Below are 19,382 nucleotides of genomic sequence, written 5' to 3'. Positions count from 1 at the left end.
TCTTCACCGCACGCCTTCCGGTCCGAAAGTCAAAGGCTCACCCCGGCCTCAAAGGTACGTGTGCGGTCAGTCCAGCCACACTATCTCCGGCCTTATGCCCTCCTCGTCCACCTCCAGCAAGGCGTAGGAGAGACGGCGGGAGAAGCGGCGGTCGTTGGGAGTCCCGGGGTTCACCAGCAGGACCCCCTTCCTCTCCTCCAGGTGGGCGGAGTGGGTGTGCCCGAAGACCACCGCGTCCACCCCGGCGAAGCGGGAGAGCACCCGGCGCTCGATCCCCAGGGGCGGCCCGCTGCCGTGGGTCACGCCTATGCGCTTGCCCTCCACCTCAACCACCCTCGCCTCCGGCAGCACGGCCCTCACGCTGGGGTAGTCCATGTTCCCGGCCACCGCGACCACCGTCCCCAGCTCCCGCAGCCGGTCCAGCACGGAGATGTCCACCAAGTCACCGGCATGCACTATGAGGTCCGCCCCCTGCAGCGCCTCCACGAGTGAGGGAGGAAGGTCTTCTTTTACCTTCGGGATATGGGTATCGGATATGGCCACCACCCTCTTCATCTCTAGCTCACCCCCGAAAATCTCCTCGGCCGGAGGGCATCCCTCGGCAACAGCACGGGCGCCGCGTCACCTCTTCCTACGCGAAGCTCGACTCTCACCCTCAGCGGGGGCAACCCCCGCCTAGCAACACCGCCCGCCATAAAAGCGAACTCTCTCCCGTGCTTTCACCGCGGCCCTTTCCCCAATCACTGTCCTTTCCCTAATTCTACACTCCCCATGCCCGTTCCCGAGGGCCTGTACCGGACCACGCCCCATTGCCGGAAAGCCCCTTTCCCGGCCGCTCCCTCCCCGCTCCGGCTGTTGAAAGCCGCGGCGTAAGGCGCCGGTTACAGGGAGTCTAAGGGCGAAGGGCCGCAACCCGCTCGCGGCCGGCGAGGGTGGAGCGGGACCCGATTCGGCAAGGATTCCGGTAATCGTGCTTTCATTCCCAGGCAGGATCGGGGCAATCGATTCGTCGCCCGACCGCGATCGGGGCAATTGCCGGCAAGGGGGCATCCTCGGAGAGTGCTGAAGCTTCGGATCCCCCTTACCGGCCTCATCTTTCTCACCCGCTTGGAAGGGCTCTGCTATAATAACCCCGGACCGAAGGAGTAACCGGATGATTCATAAGAGGAAGAAGGAACTGCGCAAGAAGGTCCAGGAACTGCGCGACGCCCTTCCCCCGGAGCGGAGGAAGGAGCTCTCCGAGCGCATCGCCGAGAACCTGTGGTCCGTGCCCGAGTTCGCCTCCGCGCGGACGGTCCTCTTCTTCATCTCTTTCCGCAGCGAGGTAGACACCCTGCCCATGATCCGGCGCGCCCTCGAGGAAGGGAAGCGGGCCTGCGTCCCCTGTACCAACGCGGACGACAAGTCCATGGTGGCCTCTCAGCTCCTGGACCTGGAGAACGACCTCCGCCCGGGGAACTACGACATCCTGGAGCCCAGGCACGAGTGCCTTCGCCCCGTACCCCCGGAGGAGATCGACGTGGTCCTCATGCCCGGGGTGGCCTTCGACCTCTCCGGCGGGAGGCTGGGTTACGGGGGTGGCTATTACGACCGCTTCCTGGAGAAGTGCAGCCCCCGCTGCAGGCTCATAGCCGTGGCCTTCGAGCTGCAGGTCGTGGAGCACGTCCCCTGTGCCGACCATGACCGCCACGTGCACAAGATCGTCACCGAGAATCGGGTCATAGACTGCCCCTCCGTCTGCTCCCTGCATCAATGATGCAGGGCTTCATGATCGCTGCACGAGACGCAAAAGGAAAGAGACCGCCTCCATTGATACCCGAGGCGAGAGAAAGGGGGAAAGGTGGAAATCCGTGGCAGGAAGACGCTGGTAACCGGCGCTGCGAGCGGCATCGGTAGGGCCACGGCGGTGGCCATGGCGGAGAGGGGGGCCAGGCTTTTCATCACGGACATCAACGGGCCAGGCCTCGAGGAGACCCGGCGCAGGATCGAGGAGACGGGCGGGGAGGTCTGCCTCGCCAGGGTCCTGGACATATCGGATTATGAGGCGGTGAAGGGGTTTGCCGAGGAGGTTCACTCCCGGTTCGGCCCCCTGGATATCCTTGCCAACGTGGCCGGCGTGGCCCTTTTCTCACAGGTCGAGGACACCACCCACGAGCAGTGGGAGAGGGTGGTGAACGTCAACCTGTGGGGACCTTACCACACCATTGAATGTTTCGTACCGGAGATGGTGCGCGCGGGGAGGGGCGGGCACATCGTCAATGTCTCCTCGGCGGCGGGGGTCATCGGCCTGCCCTGGCACATGGTTTACGCCGGAACCAAACACGCCCTGGTGGGCACCTCGGAGGTCCTGCGTTTCGACCTCCGCAAGCACGGCATCGGGGTGAGCGTGATACTCCCCGGAGCGGTGAACACGGGGATCATCGACACGGTTGAGATCAACGCCGACCCGCGGGCCTGCGAGAGAGGCCGCGCCCTCTTCCGAAGGCACGCCGACCCTCCGGAGAAGGTGGCCGGCCTCATCATCCGGTCCATCGAGAAGAACAGGTTCATGGTCTTCACCTCCCCGGACGTTAGGATGCTCTACCTCCTCAAGCGCGTCTTCCCTCCGGGGTATGTTCTTGCGATGCGCTTCATGACCTGGTGCCTAGACCGCTTCCTGACCCGGGGAGGTCAAACCTCGCAGGCTTGACGGCCACGTCTCTCCCGGCGCATGATAGCCTCCAAAGGCCACACCCCCACGAGATGTGGCACAGAAAATCCCGCCTCGGTCGGCTCATCCTCAGGATACGCCTTGTCTTAGATATGATCGAGCACCGCTCCAGCACGTGGAGGGTTTCGTGATGGAAGAGCCTGACGATCCCCTCTTGTGCTCCGATAAGATGGAGTCCAGTCTCCTAATATGAAAGGGTGCTTGGTCGCGGAGCCTAATAAGCACCGTCTCTGCCCAGGCAAAATCGAGTCCTATTCCCGAACGGGAAGGATCATTACATATCCAATCCATCTTGCTCCCTGCCCGATGCGGAGCGAGGCAAACGGGTCCCGGGCGAGGAATTCCGACCACGGTGAAAGGGTGCGAGGGAATGGCTGGGGGTCTCCAGCTTTGTTTTTTCGGTCCGCCTGTCGGGTTAGAGCAAGGAGATCCGCGTTCCCGCTTACCGCGCTTTTCTCCTTACGCCCTCCGTCCCCCACCGCGGTTTTTCCCGCCTTAGCCCGTGGGGTATAATCAACCAGGACTTTTCGCCGCATTTTCACGAGGACAGGGGTGATCGAGGCTTGGAGGAGAACCATGCCCGGCAGGGAAGGGCGCAGGCGGCTGGGCCGCAGGGAGATACTCGTCTTCCTGGCCGTTTTAGGCCCCGGCATCATCACCGCCATGGTGGACAACGATGCCGGAGGGATAGCCACCTATTCCGTCGCCGGGGCGCGGTTCGGGTATGAACTCCTCTGGGTCCTGACCTTCACCGCCATCCTCCTCGCCCTGGTGCAGGAGATGACCGTGCGCATGGGCATGGTGACCGGGAAAGGGCTGGCGGCGCTCATTCGCGAGAGGTTCTCCATCCGCCTGACATCCTTCATCATGCTCATCCTCTTGATCACCAACTTCGCCAATACCATCTCCAATTTCGCCGGCCTCGCGGCCGGCATGCAGCTTTTTCACGTCCCCCCTTATCTGGCTGTCCCGCCCTTGGCCGCCCTGGTCTGGTGGCTGGTCGTCAAGGGTACCTACAAGAGTGTGGAGAAGGTCTTCCTCATCGCCTCCATGGTATATATTTCCTACATCATATCCGCCGTTCTCGCGGGACCCAACTGGGGCGAGGTCGGGAAGGCGCTGGTGACGCCCTCTCCCCGCTTCGACGCCTCCTACCTGGCCCTCACCGTGACCATCGTGGGGACCACCATAGCACCATGGATGCAGTTCTACCAGCAGGCCTCCATAGTGGATAAGGGCCTGGACGCCTCCAAGCTGGGCTACGAGAGACTGGACACCGCGGTGGGTTCCGTGCTCATGACCATGGTGGCCATGTTCATCGTCATCTGTTGCGGCGCGGCGTTCTTCAACAACCCCCAGGTGGGAGCCACCACCATCACCTCGGCGGAACAAGCGGCGAAGGCCCTGGCTCCCATCGCGGGGAACAACGCCTCCTACCTCTTCGCCTTCGGGTTGCTGGTGGCCTCGCTCTTCGCCGGCTCCATCCTTCCCCTTTCCACAGCCTATACCGTCTGCGAGGCCTTCGGCTGGGAATCGGGCGTGGACCGGTCGCGCGAGGAAGCGCCCCAGTTCTACTTCATATACACCTTCTTCATCATCGGGAGCGCCGTGCTGGTGATGATCCCCGGCATCCCCCTGGTCCTTTTGATGGTGGTCTCCCAGACCATGAACGGTATACTATTGCCGGTGATACTATTCTGTATGCTGACCCTGGTGAACGACCGCGATATCATGGGCGAGTTCGTCAACCCGCCCTGGTTGAACACGATAATGTGGGCGGTTACCGGCCTCCTCACCGTACTCACTTTGGCCATGATCGTGTCCACTTTCTTCCCGGCCGGTTGATTCAGGAGGTGGAGATTGAAGGATGAGCCGACCATATCCCTGCAGGAATTCATAAGAAAGGAGGTGCGGGACAGCGAGGATAAGGAAGTGGGGCACGTCGAGGACCTTGCCCTGGACATGGCCGTTAGCAGGTCCGCGGTCTCCGAACTGGCCGTGCACCTGGATTGGATCGACCGCATCGGGGAAATGGTCCTTCCCCGCCCCGTGGAGGACATCGTGCTCCTGCTGCCCTGGTCCGAAGTGGAATCCCTTCAGCCTGAGGCGGTCTATCTCCGCAGCCCGCACCCCGATTTCGCGCCCGTCTCCAGCGAGGGCAGGGTATTTTTGCGCAGGGATATCCTCAACAAACAGATCGTCGACGAAAACGGCAATCGCCTGCACCGCGTGGACGACGTGATCCTGAGGCAGGAGGGCATCCTGCTCTTTTTAGAAGGGCTGCAGGTAGGCATGGAATGGTTCCCCACCGGGAAGAGGGTCCAAAAGCTGGTGCGCCGCCTGAGGAAACGCTACCGCCGCGCGGGCGAGGTGAACGTCATCCCCTACGAGGCCATCCTCCGCGTGGACGAGGAAGCCATAGTAATAGGGGTCAGGTCTTGAAATGTGATACCCCGTAGGGTATATAGCCACTCCGCGCCTCCCCGCTGTCAGCCCGGCTTCGAGGACCTTGCTCTTTCCAGATCCCGATAACAAGGCGAGGAAAAAGCCGTTATCGCCTGCCTCACTCCGGGCGAGGAAGACCCCGTTCGTAAAGATGGAGGCATCACCTCGCCCTCCAGGTAAGGGGCTCAAGGGCCAATGCACCAGAGTGCCGACTCACCGGGCCCCGTTGACATGGGCCTCGGGAGGGACCACACACGGCTTCATATTCACACTCGACTCCTTATAAAGTTGAGCGGGAACCGAGTTATTCGGCCGCATCGGCCCCGGTATCCCTCGGGCTCAAGGGTGAACAGGACCATTTTCCTTTTTTGGAATGGGGAGGGAGCACGTTATTCCGCGTGAGTGGTAGGGCCTCTCAAGAGAGATAACGCCCGGCGATTTTTCATGCTCTGCCCCTCCTATACTCGTGGGAACGGCGGGGTCTTTTAGGGATCAGGCCCGGGAATTCCTGCATGCTCTACTCCTCATTGTTCATGATCCGGGGTATCTTTGGTGAAAGCCAATACCCGGCAATGGTTAGAACGAGTCTCCCCCCTGCACTCACGGAACCGACGGGGTTATTCGAGGTTCACTCCTAGCGATTCCTACATGTTCCCATGCTCTTGCGCTCATGGAACTCCTGCGTCTTTCGGGAACGAATCCCGAAAAACGGCCATAAAACCCGGGAATGCAGGGAGGAGGAAACAAAAGGCCACGTAGCGCGCTTTCGTCCAGGCCCGCGAGCGGAAAAGGTCTCACGGATTGATTATCCCGCTTCGCCTATGCTAACTTTTTACGTAATACGGACTCCATAATAAACCATACAGTCAACATCACAACTTATCAGTAGTTCCGGATGCCGAAAGTGTTCCGGTAACTAAGGGGATTGCCGACAAGGGGGGATTCTGATGGCGGACCTGGTACGCGCTCCCGGCCGATTCTCGAGGCTTTTTAGGCCTGCGGTGTATTCGCTTGCCTTACTTCTCCTCATTTTCGCCTACCCCCTGCCGGGGGCCGCCCAGGCGGGGACGAAGACGGCCGCGAACCGCCGCCCTGTGGCCTCCATAAAGGCACCGGAAGAAGCGGTCAAGGGGGAGAAGGTGGAGCTGGACGGCACGGGAAGCCGGGATCCGGAAGGCGAAAACCTGACCTTCCTGTGGACCCTGGCTTCCAGGCCCCCGGGCAGCGCCGCGGAGTTGAGCGACCCCACCTCCCCGAAACCTTGTTTCATGGCGGACGTCGAGGGCGTCTACCGCGTCAAGCTGGTGGTGAGCGACGGACACCGCACGAGCCGGCCGGCGTCGGCGAGGATAGACGTCCTTTACGGGCGCCTCTCCAACCCCATCTCCTCCGACCTCTACCTGCCCGTGGCCTCATGCGGCAAATCCTACCTGGCGGAGAACGAGGCGGGTAAGAGGCTGCTCTACCTGGAGGGGGATGCCTACAGGAGAGGATACGCCGCCGGCAGGCTGTGCCCCCGGTCCGTCTACCGCATGACCCACGACTTCATCTTCAACCTCATCGCCGAGATGCTGCCCGGCGTGGGCATAGACCTCGATCCCCAGACCATCCGGGACCTGGTGCGCTTCCTCTGGCCCGTACTGCAGCTCATCGTCACCGCCAATATGGATGCCGTTCCGCGCGAATTCCTCGAGGAGATGCGAGGCTTGTCCGACGGCTGCCGCGAGGAGGGCTACGACGTCACTTTCCAAGACGTCCTGACCCTCAACCTGGGCTTCGACGTCCTGGAGAGCGTCTTCGTGGGTTTCGCCGCCATCTTCTGCAACGAATTCGCCGCCTCGGGGAATGCCACCCTGGACGGCAGGACCTTCCACGGACGCGACTTCATGTTCCCCACGGGAGGGGGCGTGTTCTCCGACGAGGCACTGCTCATCGTGCACAGGCCGGAGAACGGATTCCCCTTCATCGCCTCCGCGGCCCCGGGGTTCGTGGGAGTGCCCACGGCCCTCAACTCCCAGGGCGTGAGCTGCGGCATGGACATGGTGGCCTCGGTGCTCTTCCGGCCCATCATAACCGGCGAGGGGACCCTGCTCCTCTGCCGCAAGGCCGTCCAGTACGGCGGGTCGCTGGAGGAAGCCGTTTCCCTCATACGGGACTCCGACCGTGCTGTACCCTGGCTGTACATGCTCGCCGATGGGAAGAGCGGGCAGGCCGTGGTGCTCGAGACCACCGCCAGCAGCCTGGCCCCTCCCGAGGATCTCTTCAAATCCTACCTCAGCAGGTTCTTCTCCGGGCTCCTGCAGGCCCTTTTTCCCTGGCTCTTCCCGCAGGGAAGCGTCTCGAGACCCGCGGAGTGCTGCGCTCACGGGACCCCATCAAACCTCACCGCTCCCGACCTTCGAGCCGCCCTCGGTGAAGCCGGCGTACCGGACGAGCAGGGAGTCATGGTGAGGGGGATGGCCTACACCGACCCACAGGGCCTTGTGGACCTCCTCCGCCGAATGGAAGAAAACGGTAATTCCACACTGGGACAGATCCTGCCCCTGCAGGGTGAGAGCCATCCCGACCTGGTGGCCATGACCAACCACTATGTCCTTCTCTGGAAGGCCATCACCTTTCCCTCCCTGCGACCCCAGAAGGCCGACTCCATATGGAGGTACCTCACAATGCTGGGGCTCCTCGAGGAGGGGTACGGCAGAATAGACCATCTCCGCGGGCTGTGGACAATAGACTTCCTCAACCCGGCGCGGTGCGACTACTACGGGACAGACACCACGCAATCCGTGAAGGGACACCACGTCCTCATGGACAACACGTCCCGGGAGATGTGGTCACTGCACGGTTATTACGACCAACCCTGGGCCCACGCGGACCTCGACGACTTCCTCCGCTGAGACGGAATCCCCCATGAAAAAACCGGCCGGGGTATTGCCCCGGCCGGCAAGTTCTTCCCATCAGTGGTCGCGCTCGGCGCCCACCAGGGGCACGAAGCGGTCCTTGAGCTTCTCCACCACTGCCGGCATGGTGGTGTACTCCATCTCGTCGAGGGGGAGGCGGTGCGGCTCGAAGGGCCCGTGCTGACGGTAGTAATCGGCGATCTCCAGCGCTCTCCGCCGCGCGTTGTCGTATGATGGGTCGGCGAACATGTCCCTCGGGCCCACAAGTTTCCCATCCTTGAGCTGGAAGCCCAGAGCCACCACCCGCGGAGGTCCGTCGAAGCGCGTAGGCGTGTCCCAGTCCGTCCCCACGGGCATGAAGGGACCGTGATGGCTCCCGCGCATCCAGCCGGCCACGGTGTAGGGGAAGGCGAAGGGCTCCAGCACCTCCCCCACGGCGGGGAGCCCGCTCTGGCAGCGCACGGCCATCACCGGGTCGTCCTTGCCCACGTAACGCCCGGCCATGAGGAAGAGGCGCTGGGTGGAGGTCACCGCCACCGGCTCGTCGCTGCCCTTGCGGAAGACATGCTTGATGACGTACCGGGAGGGCGCCCCGATGAAGACCAGCATGTCGTAGAGCTCCTCGGGGCAGCTGAAGATGATCTTCTTCTCCTCGATGAGGTCGTGGACCTCGAAGCGGAAACCGTCGTGCATGGAGGGGTCGATGACCAGGCCCGCGGTGTTGAAGGGGTCGGCGAACATCTTGTACAGCGGGAAGTTCCAGGAACCGGGCTCCGTCTTGTCCGCCAGGAAGCAGATCACAGGCTCGGATTTGCGTTCCTCGAACTCCATCTCCGCGAAGCCGGGCCCCATTCCCCGCAGGTTGCCGGAGAAGGCGTCGGTGAGCAGGTCCTGACCTGCCCCGTACTGGCCGAGCTCCTTGGCGATCTCGGTGACCGCCTCGAAGGTCTCCCAGGCGAAACGGTGTATCTCCTCGCTGTCCGGCCCCTTGTCGTGGGTCATGATCAGGGCGATGTCGTCACCGCATTTGGCCTGGCAATAATCGATGATGATCCCCTTCTCCTTGGCCTCCGCCAGGGCCTCCCGTGCCCGGCTGAGCATGGCCGGATGCACGTCGGAGTGGCCGACATATCCCCCCACGTCGGCCTTGATTATACTCAGGGTCACCTTCATTTCCCTACCTCCTTCCGATACCTTTCCACCCGTGAACGCCGGAGCGCGAAGGGCTCCGGCTCTTCGGTCCCATCATTCCCCGTCCAAAATCAAAAACCGCGTTTTGCTTTCGAGAAACCGACGGTCAAGACACTCACGGCGTTCGAGCCGCACAATCGCAATTATAATAACAATGCGCTACTATTTCAAAAACTTGCCCGCGGGAGAGGGCACGGCGGGCCTCTCCCGGTCGTCCGCGGAACGCGGTGGTAAACGACCCCGACGAGGCGGTCGTCACTGGATAAAGCGGGAGGAGGACTAGACCGGGCTACCCGCCGCGTGAAAGGCGTTCGCCTCCCGTTAGCTTTCCGTGCGGGCAGGGCCGGAAAAGGCCCCGCTGAGAAGGCGAAGGTGTTGCGCCGGCGGTACTATCAATCCCGAACATGGCCTGCCGTATAGGACAGAGGCGCGAAACCGCCCTCGCCCCCTTTAACGGAGGATTTGGAGATTGATCCTCAGGGAAAAGGAAACCGACTGGCATTGCCTGGAAGTGCCCGAGGTGCTGGAGCTCCTGGGGTGTTCGCCCTCCGAGGGCCTTTCCGAGGAGGAGGCCGCCGCCAGACTGCGCGCCTACGGCCATAACCGCATCCGGGAGGAGAAACCACCCCATCCCCTCTCCATCTTCCTCAACCAGTTCAGGGACTTCATGATCTACGTGCTTATCGCCGCGGCCCTCATCTCCGGCCTTATACTCCGCGAGTTCCTGGACGCGGCGGTGATCATGTTCATCGTGATGGCCAACGGCATCCTGGGCTTCATCCAGGAATTCCGCGCCGAAAAAGCGCTGGAAAGCCTGCGCAGGCTCAGCGCACCCACGGCCAGAGTCGTCCGTGAGGGAAAAGAACGCATGATCCCCTCACAGGATCTGGTACCCGGCGACCTCATCCTCCTCGAGGCCGGCGACCGCATCCCCGCCGACGCGCGGGTGCTGGAGTCCCACGGCCTGCGTGCCGATGAGGCCTCCCTGACCGGTGAATCGGACAGCGTGGACAAGAGGCCGGAGACCCTCCGTGGAGAGGACCTGCCCCTCGGCGACCGCCTGAACATGGTCTTCACCGGAACGCACATCGTCCACGGGCGGGGGACCGCGGTGGTTGTGGAGACGGGGAAAAAGACCCAGCTGGGCCGCATCGCGGAGATGATCGGCGAGGCGGAGGAGGAGAGGACCCCCCTTCAGAAGGAGTTGGCCAGGACGGGCAAGCGCATCGCCCTGCTCTGCCTCGGCGTCTGCGCGGTGGTCTTCCTCCTGGGGGGGCTGCGGGGCCAGGAATGGTCCGAGATGTTCCTCTTCTCGGTGAGCCTGGCTGTGGCCGCCATACCCGAGGGGCTACCGGCCATCGTGACCATAGCCCTGGCCCTCGGGGTGAGGCGCATGGCCGACCGCAACGCCTTGCTGCGGCGCCTTCCGGCGGTGGAGACGCTGGGCTGTGCCGACGTCATCTGCACCGACAAGACGGGGACCCTCACCCGCAACCAGATGGAGGTCCAGGAGTTGCACGTCCCCGAGGGGCCCCCTTTGCGGACCCAAGACCTGGGACCGGGTGAAGCGAGGGGGATGCCGGGAGTCCATGCCCTCCTCACCGCCGCCGTGCTCTGCAACGACGCCCGCGAGCAGGAGGGGGAGTTCCTGGGCGAGGCCACGGAGGTGGGGCTTTTGCGCATGGCCCGCGACTTGGGTTTCTCCCGCCAGGAGGCCGCCTCCTTCCTCCCCCGGGTGGAGGAGATCCCCTTCGAGAGCGAGCGGAAGATGATGAGCACCATCCACGAGGTCTCCGACGCTACCGTAGCCGCCGAGGGAGGTCATCCCCTCGCCCTACCCGGATTCCCCGAGCCGGGGTTCCCCTATCTCCTCCTCTGCAAGGGCGCGCCGGAAGCCATCCTCGAACGCTGCGACCGGGTCCTTTCTCCGGAAGGGCCGCGGGAGCTCTCCGAAGGGGAAAAGGCGCGCCTGGAAGGGTTGGTGGAGGACATGGCGGAGCGGTCCCTGCGCACCCTGGCCTTCGCCTGCCGCCCCCTGGAAGAAATACCCAAAGACATCACCCCGGAGGAGCTGGAGAGGGGGCTGGCCTTCCTGGGCATGGTGGGGATGATGGATCCCCCGCGTCCGGAAGTTTACGAAGCCCTGGACAAGTGCCGGCGCGCCGGTATCCGGGTGGTGATGATCACCGGCGACCACGCCGCCACGGCCCGGGCTATAGCCCGCGAGCTGAACATCCTCACCCCGGGTATGGAGATGATCACCGGCCCCGAGCTGGCGCGCATGAGCGAGGAGGAGCTGGCCGAACGCGTGGAGGACATCGCCGTCTATGCCCGGGTCTCGCCGGCGGACAAGGTGAAGATCGTGCGTGCCTGGAAGAGCCGCGGCAAAACGGTGGCCATGACCGGGGACGGTGTCAACGACGCCCCGGCGCTCAAGAACGCGGACATCGGCGTGGCCATGGGCATCACCGGGACGGACGTGAGCAAGGAAGCCTCGGACATGGTCCTCTCCGACGACAACTTCGCCACCATCGTCAACGCCGTGGAAGAAGGTCGCGTCATCTACGACAACCTGAAGAAGTTCATCTACTTCCTGCTCTCCTGCAACATGAGCGAGGTAGTGACCATGTTCCTGGGGATGCTCTTCGCCTCGGTCACCCCCCTGCGGGCGGTGCAGGTCCTGTGGATGAACCTGGTGACCGACGGCTTCCCGGCCATGGCCCTGGGAGTGGACACTCCCGCTCCGGACATCATGTCCCGGCCGCCGCGAGACCCCTCGGAAGGCATACTCTCCTGGGAGAAGCAGGTTCACATCCTGACGCAGGGCTTCATCCTCTCTCTGGGAGCGCTGGCCGCCTTTTTCATCTCCCGGTACGTTATGTTCCCCTCCCACGTGGCCATGGCCCAGACGGTGGTCTTCACCACCCTGGTCCTCTCCCAGCTCCTGCACGCCTTTAACTCACGCTCCGAGACCCTCACCTTCACGGAGATGTCCCACACCGACAACCGAGCCCTTCTGGCCGCCCTGACCGCCTCCGCCGGCCTGCAGGTGCTCGTGGTCACCGTCCCCCCGCTGATGCGCCTCTTCGGGACGGTGAACATGGGCCCTTCCGGATGGGGACTGGCCCTGGCCTGTTCCCTCTTCCCGGTGGCCCTCATCGACCGCCTGAAGATCCTTCTCCGTCGGAAGCCGAGCATCACATGAACCGGCGAGCGCTCAGTGTCCCCCCTACGCCTCAACAGTGAGGATTGTTTCTTGAGAAGACCCTTAAAGGGAACGTCTATTCAATTTTGATTGTGAACCACACAAGAATCGGAGGATGCCCTGTGTGTCCTCTGTTCCCAAGAGTAAGATCTCGCCTCCGGCGAAGGCCCTCGATTAAGGGCTGAGCCGATTCACCCGGTGAGAGCGCGAACCGACAACGCCTTTAAGCCGGACTATCGTGTGAGGAGTGAACGAAAGGTCGGTTTCGCCCTGCAATGCGCCTTAACTCACGACCCCAAAGAGTTGCTTGCGAGCCGTCTCATTCTGCGGGCTGGAGTGCTCCCTCGGTGTATGTGCAGTTGGGGTCCCAGAGGAGCCACTCGTCTATCCCCAGCTCGTAACAGGCGCGCATCTGGGCCTGCACCTGGGATGTCCCGTAGGTGACCCGCAGGGAGAAATCCTGCAGCCAGGGGCGCAGCTTGCACCCCGTACCCTCCAGCTTTTTCTGGAAGTCGACAAGGCTCATGTACACGGTGTCATGGGGATTGGATTCCGGGTCCTTTATCTGGTATTCGCCCGGGTTGTAATGCGACGGATAGACCATGGGCGAGAGGTAATCCAGGTAACGGGCCATGGCCGTTACGTCCTGGCCGATACCCATGGTCCCCTGATGGGAGCCGGTCAGGCCGAAGACGTCCGCGGACAGGACCACCCCTAGTGGCTTCAAGCCCTCCCTCATGTACTTGAGGAACTCCACCAGGGTTTCCTCCTTCCCCCGACCGTCGTCGGCGGGGAAAACGCAGGTGGTGACGTCGCCGTCGGAGGGGAAACGAACGTAATCCAGCTGGATCTCCTTGAAGCCCTTGCGCGCCGCTTCCTGGGCCAGGCCCAGGATGTATTCCCACACCTCGCGGTTGTAGGGGTCCAGCCACTGACCGTTGCCCCAGAGGCCTCCGCCGCGGGCGTGGACGGCCAGGTCCTTGCGCTTGGAGGCCACTATGGGGTCCTTGAAGCAAACGATGCGCGCGATGGGATAGATGTCGTTGTACCAACACTTGTCCATCACCCGCTCGATGTCCACGCCTCCCTTCTTGAGGTGGCTGTTCACCTCCTCCGCCAGGGGGACTTGACTGGCATAACCTACCAGCCCGCTTTCGTCTTTTATGTCGATCTGCAATCCGTTGAGCTCCGTCCGCTTGGCCAGATCCACCATCTTCCGGAAAAGGTCGAGGTTGGCCGCCACCCAGATGGAGACGTGCACTCCCTTGACCTGAGGCGGTGGAGCGGTATCCACCACCATCTCGCGCCGGTTTCCCGCCGCGTCCACAGCGGACAGCCTCACGGAGGTAAGTTCGTTGCGGTTCACCTCCAGGTTAAAGGTGCCGTCATCGGCAAACCTCACCTTCCTGTCCTCGAGATATAGGGCACTCGCCCCTTCCACCCTGCCGGATATCACCGTTATGCCGTCGTCCCTGAGGTCCCATCCTTCCACCAGCAGATCGGGAGGGGTGTTGTCCACCACGAAATTGGAATATGCTTCCATCTTGTCCTTGACCGTGACCTCCACCCTGTGCTCCCCATCGGGCAGCCCGGCCTCCAGGGTGAGCATTCCGTCTCCCAGCGCCGCCCTCTCGGTGAGGTCCTCCCCGTCCACCGTCAACCGGACCTGGTCGGGGGGAAGGCCCTTTTTCAACTCCACCCTGACCGTCAGGGGCGACCCGGAGACCAGAGCCCCTTTCTCGGGCACCAGCGATCTCACCGCCGGCTTTCCGCGCCCGACGGTCAGGAGGAGGACAAGAAGCAGGAGCACGGCCAACCCGGCTATTCCCCACAGAGCCCTCGGGGTAAGCCTCAGGCGGCGGCTGGAAACGGAGCGTTCAGCTGGGGGCCGGTAAACGCGTTTACCGGTTATCTTGGCACGTGGAACAAGCCGCGCGGCCAGCGAGCGGCGGGCGAAGATCCTCTTCCTGCGCCTGTCGTAAATCATGTTTGTCTTTGATTATACGATATTCAGTACAGCCGCAGCCGCCTGTCCCCAAGCTTCTCTTTGTCCACACGGTCTTCCATGTGCTTGGGAACAGTCACGGTGAAGGGATCGCCGTCGCTCACATAGCGCCTCTCGGGATTCTCCATGAAATATCGCAGCCAGGCGTAGAGGCCGCTGTCCGAGGTGTCCAGGGAGGGATCCATGGCCAGCACGCGAGGCAGATTCAGGGGGTCGAAATTGCGGTCGCAAGGCGCCGTGGCGGGGTTGCTGCCCTCCAGAAGAGCGGCGACGAAAGCGATTTTCACTCCCTCGTATTCCCCGTGGTCAAGGAGTGACATGTTCCTGGGCCTGGACCCGCCGGGGAGTGCTATGGCGAAAGGCTCGTAATCCGGCAGGTACCCCTTCACCAAGCGCACGCTTCCGGCCAACTCCTCGAGGACCCTCGCGTCGCTCAGTCCGCCCAGTTCCACATGGTTCAGGGTATGCACCCCGATGTCATAACCCCGCTCCACGAGGTAACGGAGCTTCACCTCCGCGTACTCCTCCTGCCCGAAGAGTTCCGGGAGGACGAAGAAGGTGGCGGTCATGTTGAAGTCCGGATGCTCCGAGGCAAAACTTTCCATTATTCCCACGGCGCAACGGGGATCGATCTGCAGCCGTCCGTCCTCCTCGAGGTAACGGAACTGGCTGGGATCGGATTCGTCGAAGGTGATCACCACCGGGGTGTAGCCGGGCGCGACGGTGATGTGGTTGGCCACCAGCTCCCTCAGGCTGATGCACCGGTAGCCCTGCTCGTAAAGGTATTCCAGGTCGGAGAGGAAATTCTCCGGCGTACGAGACTGCTTGCCCTCGTCACCGATGCGGTGATAGGCGAGTATCATCACCGCGCCGAGCTCGTTCACCTTGAGGCGGTTGAGCTCGCTGTCGCTGAGCTTTACGCTCGCCTGCAGGGAACGGAAATCGCCGCCGCTGCCGCCGGAAAGGGAAAGAACCAACACCACGAGCAGGATTATGCCCACCAGGAGGCCCAGGAGTATGTAGAAACGCCGCGTGAACCTCAGGCGGCTTCTCCTGGCCCGGGCCCTCCTGCCCGGCCCCCTTCCTCTTGACGGTCTCCCCCGGTGGGGGGCAGGCCTTCCGGGCGCCGTGCTTCTTTCACGCGACCGGCCATCACGGCCGGACGTCTTCCTCCCGGCCTTCCCCCCTTCCCTCACCGGAGTCCATTCGCCGTCTCTCTCTTCATCCATGACCGCTCCAGCGCCAATGCCGCTCACATGCCTCTTTCCGGGCCCGTCCAAACTCCAACGTCTTTCACCTTAAAGGCGGTTGTTCGCCCTCTCTTTCTTCTTGTCCGTGATCGCTCCCGGTGCCATTGCCCTTCGACACAAACCCCCTTCAGGTCCGCCCTATCGCTGAGGGCCCCCTCATATTCACCGGTGCCCGTTCGCCCTCTCTTTCTTCTTGTCCGTGACCGCTCCCGGTGCCGATGCCTCCGAGGAGCTTATTCTCTACCAGGCCCACATCGTTCATTATCCCGATTTCGAGCGTCAACCGCATGTGAGTGGCTTAGCTCAAGTTTTCAATTTTAAATAAGTTTAACATCAGCATCTGTGCTCTCCAACAACGCCGGTAGCAAAGACCGCTCATTTTGCTCCTCGTTTTGCGCTCGATTTCCCGAAATTCAAGATGATCGCCCAGCCTTTCTCTGGGCCAACCGGTTACGAAGATGACAGCGCGCTGATTCCGCTGATGATCAAAGGGCTTCCCTTGAAGGAGGCCGAGGGGAATCGGTGGCGTGTGACGGGCGACGTCCACTTAAAAATCCGCCGCGTAACGGACATAGTGCACCTGAAACCCAGAAGCCTAAATACACAGGAATCGATTGTGCCTCTGGGCTGTCCCCCTGATGTGCCAAAGGGATGAAGTGGCACCTGTATTTCCTGGATGGATCAGGAAATCCGGCAGAAGAAGACGCGCCTGTGCCGGCTGTCATGGCACTATCTGTCTTATCCAAGTCATATCGCGGCTATCGCCATTAGTGGCCCTTCCTTCCGGAGGGGCAACAGCCCGGAAGATAAAAATCGGCCTTAACGTCATCCCTGATCACGGGCCAGACTCCATTCCTTCCGGAGGGACCGCATCCCGGAGGACACGGGCCATCGCCATTCGCCAGGCCGCAGCGGATTTAGCTCTTAGGTCCCAATATGGTTTACGGGATCTCCACGACCATCCGCGTATTTGTGGCCTTGATGCCCTCCACGCCGTGCAGGCCGGAGATGACCACTTCGGAGATACCCCGGGCGTCCTCGGAGTCCAGCACGGCGATGATGTCGTCCGGCCCGGTGACGCAATAGACCTCGGAAACCGCCCTCATGCCGGATATCTTTTCCAGCACTTGCCGCAGTTTTCCCGGTTCCACCTTGATGAGAACGAATGCCTCCATGTTCTCACCTCCCCGCATACAGGTCGCCCTTGCTCGTATGCCACTCTCGGCAATGCCGCCGAGGCATAAATCGCCCTTGACCGCACTGCCGGTTCTTACTCCAAGATTTCAATCTCATCAAGGCTTCAATATTTATATTCACAAACTTCACAGTGTATAAACTCGCTCGACATCCCGACCGACACATGAGAGCGGACATTGGCCTTTCCCACCTTCAGGATCGGCTTCGATGGCCGCCACATTCTTATCTCCAATCCCCCGCTCCGGCCACGCCCTTTCGCCGGTATGCCGGGGCTTGAACCGGAGGTCGCACATTCGCACCCTTTCCGTGACCTCCGGGCAGGTGGTGGGAACCGAACTATGAATGTAGGCAAATCTCCGGAACCTGTTCTCTTCAGCCGAGCAGGGATCCCCGATGGCAATCGAACGCCACGGCGTAAGAAAGAGCTGCTTTTAGTCTCGGCTTGGTCCGGTAAAGACTCCCTCGAGCCCTTAAGCACCATGGTTTATAATCCATCTTGAGAGAAAAGACATTGAGGGGATGTAGCTCAGTGGGAGAGCGCCTGCCTTGCAAGCAGGAGGTCGGCGGTTCGAATCCGCTCATCTCCACCAGATAAAAGGCCTGGTCAGAGGGCATATCCGCCCCGGCCAGGCTTTCCTAGCATAGGCTGCCGAAAAGGCGATTTCTAACAGATTTCTAACACTCGCCTTGCTCTTTATCGTGATCCACCTCCTTCAATGCCTCCTCGAACTTGCTCATCGCCGCGCGCAGCTGGTCGGCGTGGATGTGGGTGTAGTGCCTGGTCATGCTGGCGCTCTTGTGTCCCATTATCCTCTGCACGATGGGCTCCGGCATGCCGCTGGTTATCATGGCCGAGCAAGCGGAGTGTCGAAGGTCGTGAAAGCGTATCCGCTTGAGCCCCGCCCTTTCCGCCGCCCTCTCGTATAAGTTTCTGTACGATGTGAAGGGCAGGCCCCCCTTCCTCGTGAAAACTGGGTCCTCGCCTCCCCTGGGCTCTCCCTGGCTGTCCATGTGCGCCTCCATTATCTCCATCAGCTCCTTGACCATGGGAACGCTCCTTTCCTCGTCGTTCTTGGGGGAAAGATAGCCGACGCCCGCCTGATACTGCCTCCTCACGTAGACAATCTTGTTCTCGAAATCGATGTCTTTCCACTTCAGGCCCGATATCTCGCTGGCGCGAAGTCCGCCGAGGCAAGCCAAGGCTAAAAACGCCCTGGAGAAAGGGTCATCGGCGGCATTCAGGAGGCGGTGGATCTCCTCGAGGGTGTAGAACTCGCTCTCCTTTTTCTCCACCCGCAGGGGTTTTATGTCCTTCGCCGGGTTGACAAGCAGATATTCCTCTTGCACCGCTTGGTTTAGGGCCCTTTTCAGGACCTTGACGATGTGGTTGATGTTGACCGCCGAGGTCTTTTTCTCTTTTAATAGGTGCTCGACGAATTGCGCGCACAGCTGCTTGTTTATCTTGTTCATTCTGATTTTGCCGAAGTAAGGTTGTATATATAGCTTGAGCATCGATTCGTACTCCGCTCGCGTGTTGGGTTTCACCCTGCCGTCTAGGCTCTCCAGGAAACGTTTCGAGTAGTCGGAGAAAAGCTCTCTGGAGGGCTCGAAATAAAGCCCTCTTTGCAGCTCGTATTCAACCTTGGCTTTGAGGGCTTTAGCATCCCTCATCAGGTTCCCTGCCTGTTTCCATATCTGCTTATGACCGATCCTGTAGACTACGTAGTAAACGGGTTTCCCGTTCTTTCTGTACTTCTTCTGTATTGACGCCATGGCGGAAATCACCACTCTCTTCCCACGAATGGTGAGGGGGTGGGTTCCACCTGCTGGCTGTGATACTATTTCGATAGAGCAGGTGGAACCCAGGGAGTGCGCGCCTCGAAACGCCCCTTGGCCCCCCTGCTCACCTTTCATTGGATCCAACACATTCCTTTATCAGTCGCTCGATGTCCTCCGCCACGAACCTGACCACTCGGTTACCTATGCGCACCGAGGGAAGGTCGCCTCTCCGCGCCATCTCATAGACGGTGGAGGGCGCAAGACGGAGCAGCCTTGCGACTTCATTTGCTGTCAGAACGGTCAACCGTATCACCTCCTTTCACAGAGCTTTGGCAATCCTGCATTTTTCTTGACTCCACTCTTTGTGTTCATCACTATCTCTAATCGTTCTTGCGTAGCGAGTTGGCCAATCTCAGTAGAGCTTCGAGATCTTCGGTGTTTAGATCCTCTATCGCTTCTATGATTTCGTGCAATATTTTTTTTCTGCTTCTAGTACTTATCGTCAGTAAAGCCCACAATCTTCTGTAAATTTTCGCTCCCCAGGATAAAGTTCCACTCCTTCCATCCGGAGGAGAGGACAAATCACCGACGTCTTCCTCCGGTATCGCAAACCAAGGGCAAAAGGACATGACGGCACATAGGCCATCAGCTCTTGTGCCCTGGGGATATTCCTTATTGGGTTGTCAAGGAAGACGTTATGAGG

The 19,382-nt window shown here is 61.3% G+C and carries 14 protein-coding genes and 1 tRNA gene; 7 read left to right on the top strand and 8 right to left on the bottom strand.

All coding sequences use genetic code 11. The features are described from left to right. Positions 1–66 precede the first annotated feature (66 nt). Positions 67–555, bottom strand: coding sequence for a metallophosphoesterase family protein (locus tag H7007_RS08725; protein WP_287154786.1), 489 nt, complete (start codon positions 553–555; stop codon positions 67–69). 598 nt (positions 556–1,153) lie between these two features. Between H7007_RS08725 and H7007_RS08720 the strand changes: the two genes are divergently transcribed. The 5 genes from H7007_RS08720 (at position 1,154) to H7007_RS08700 (ending at position 8,049) form a co-directional block, all read left to right on the top strand. After that, positions 1,154–1,756, top strand: coding sequence for a 5-formyltetrahydrofolate cyclo-ligase (locus tag H7007_RS08720; protein WP_287154784.1), 603 nt, complete (start codon positions 1,154–1,156; stop codon positions 1,754–1,756). Positions 1,757–1,840: 84 nt separating this feature from the next. Then, positions 1,841–2,689, top strand: a complete 849-nt coding sequence (locus tag H7007_RS08715; RefSeq protein ID WP_287154782.1) for an SDR family oxidoreductase — start codon at positions 1,841–1,843, stop codon at positions 2,687–2,689. 597 nt (positions 2,690–3,286) lie between these two features. After that, the gene (locus tag H7007_RS08710) at positions 3,287–4,555 is read left to right on the top strand and encodes an Nramp family divalent metal transporter (RefSeq protein ID WP_287154780.1); all 1,269 of its coding nucleotides are present in this window, start codon (positions 3,287–3,289) and stop codon (positions 4,553–4,555) included. 15 nt (positions 4,556–4,570) lie between these two features. Next, positions 4,571–5,152 (top strand): hypothetical protein, encoded by a 582-nt coding sequence (locus H7007_RS08705; protein WP_287154779.1) that lies wholly within the window; start codon positions 4,571–4,573, stop codon positions 5,150–5,152. 950 nt (positions 5,153–6,102) lie between these two features. After that, complete coding sequence (locus H7007_RS08700) at positions 6,103–8,049, top strand: C45 family autoproteolytic acyltransferase/hydrolase (RefSeq protein ID WP_287154777.1); 1,947 nt, start codon at positions 6,103–6,105, stop codon at positions 8,047–8,049. A gap of 60 nt (positions 8,050–8,109) precedes the next feature. Here the strand turns inward: H7007_RS08700 and fbp are convergent, their stop codons facing one another. Continuing rightward, positions 8,110–9,225 carry a fructose-1,6-bisphosphate aldolase/phosphatase gene (fbp, locus tag H7007_RS08695; protein ID WP_287154776.1) on the bottom strand — a complete coding sequence of 372 codons (1,116 nt, stop codon included), beginning with the start codon at positions 9,223–9,225 and terminating at the stop codon, positions 8,110–8,112. A 487-nt stretch (positions 9,226–9,712) separates the two neighbouring features. On the opposite strand from fbp, the gene H7007_RS08690 reads away from it, so the two are divergent. Then, on the top strand, positions 9,713–12,448 hold the full coding sequence (locus tag H7007_RS08690; RefSeq protein ID WP_287154775.1) for a calcium-translocating P-type ATPase, PMCA-type: 2,736 nt from the start codon (positions 9,713–9,715) through the stop codon (positions 12,446–12,448). A gap of 319 nt (positions 12,449–12,767) precedes the next feature. Here the strand turns inward: H7007_RS08690 and H7007_RS08685 are convergent, their stop codons facing one another. From H7007_RS08685 to H7007_RS08675, 3 genes are all read right to left on the bottom strand, one after another. Continuing rightward, on the bottom strand, positions 12,768–14,435 hold the full coding sequence (locus H7007_RS08685; protein WP_287154774.1) for a putative glycoside hydrolase: 1,668 nt from the start codon (positions 14,433–14,435) through the stop codon (positions 12,768–12,770). Between the two features lie 23 nt (positions 14,436–14,458). Further along, positions 14,459–15,682 (bottom strand): polysaccharide deacetylase family protein, encoded by a 1,224-nt coding sequence (locus H7007_RS08680; RefSeq protein ID WP_287154772.1) that lies wholly within the window; start codon positions 15,680–15,682, stop codon positions 14,459–14,461. 962 nt (positions 15,683–16,644) lie between these two features. Continuing rightward, complete coding sequence (locus H7007_RS08675) at positions 16,645–16,878, bottom strand: Lrp/AsnC family transcriptional regulator (protein ID WP_287154770.1); 234 nt, start codon at positions 16,876–16,878, stop codon at positions 16,645–16,647. Positions 16,879–17,415: 537 nt separating this feature from the next. On the opposite strand from H7007_RS08675, the gene H7007_RS08670 reads away from it, so the two are divergent. Further along, positions 17,416–17,490 (top strand) — tRNA-Ala (locus tag H7007_RS08670). A gap of 85 nt (positions 17,491–17,575) precedes the next feature. On the opposite strand, the gene H7007_RS08665 is transcribed toward H7007_RS08670, so the two are convergent. The 3 genes from H7007_RS08665 to H7007_RS08655 form a co-directional block, all read right to left on the bottom strand. After that, positions 17,576–18,673 (bottom strand): tyrosine-type recombinase/integrase, encoded by a 1,098-nt coding sequence (locus H7007_RS08665; protein ID WP_287154768.1) that lies wholly within the window; start codon positions 18,671–18,673, stop codon positions 17,576–17,578. Between the two features lie 130 nt (positions 18,674–18,803). Then, positions 18,804–18,983, bottom strand: coding sequence for a helix-turn-helix transcriptional regulator (locus tag H7007_RS08660; protein WP_287154766.1), 180 nt, complete (start codon positions 18,981–18,983; stop codon positions 18,804–18,806). 198 nt (positions 18,984–19,181) lie between these two features. Beyond that, a partial coding sequence (locus tag H7007_RS08655) for a hypothetical protein (RefSeq protein WP_287154764.1) occupies positions 19,182–19,382 on the bottom strand: 201 nt, incomplete at its 5' end.

This window comes from Candidatus Solincola tengchongensis, assembly GCF_015711935.1.
Classification (GTDB): domain Bacteria; phylum Actinomycetota; class Geothermincolia; order Geothermincolales; family RBG-13-55-18; genus Solincola_A; species Solincola_A tengchongensis.
The sequence above is the reverse complement of the archived record's forward strand: the minus strand, read 5'-3'. Positions and strand labels throughout refer to the sequence as shown.

Coding starts and splice junctions, on each gene's coding strand:
- H7007_RS08725 (WP_287154786.1), bottom strand. CDS start 555: ATGAAGAGGGTGGTGGCCATATCCGATACCCATATCCCGAAGGTAAAA.
- H7007_RS08720 (WP_287154784.1), top strand. CDS start 1,154: ATGATTCATAAGAGGAAGAAGGAACTGCGCAAGAAGGTCCAGGAACTG.
- H7007_RS08710 (WP_287154780.1), top strand. CDS start 3,287: ATGCCCGGCAGGGAAGGGCGCAGGCGGCTGGGCCGCAGGGAGATACTC.
- H7007_RS08700 (WP_287154777.1), top strand. CDS start 6,103: ATGGCGGACCTGGTACGCGCTCCCGGCCGATTCTCGAGGCTTTTTAGG.
- fbp (WP_287154776.1), bottom strand. CDS start 9,225: ATGAAGGTGACCCTGAGTATAATCAAGGCCGACGTGGGGGGATATGTC.
- H7007_RS08685 (WP_287154774.1), bottom strand. CDS start 14,435: ATGATTTACGACAGGCGCAGGAAGAGGATCTTCGCCCGCCGCTCGCTG.
- H7007_RS08680 (WP_287154772.1), bottom strand. CDS start 15,682: ATGGATGAAGAGAGAGACGGCGAATGGACTCCGGTGAGGGAAGGGGGG.
- H7007_RS08675 (WP_287154770.1), bottom strand. CDS start 16,878: ATGGAGGCATTCGTTCTCATCAAGGTGGAACCGGGAAAACTGCGGCAA.
- H7007_RS08665 (WP_287154768.1), bottom strand. CDS start 18,673: ATGGCGTCAATACAGAAGAAGTACAGAAAGAACGGGAAACCCGTTTAC.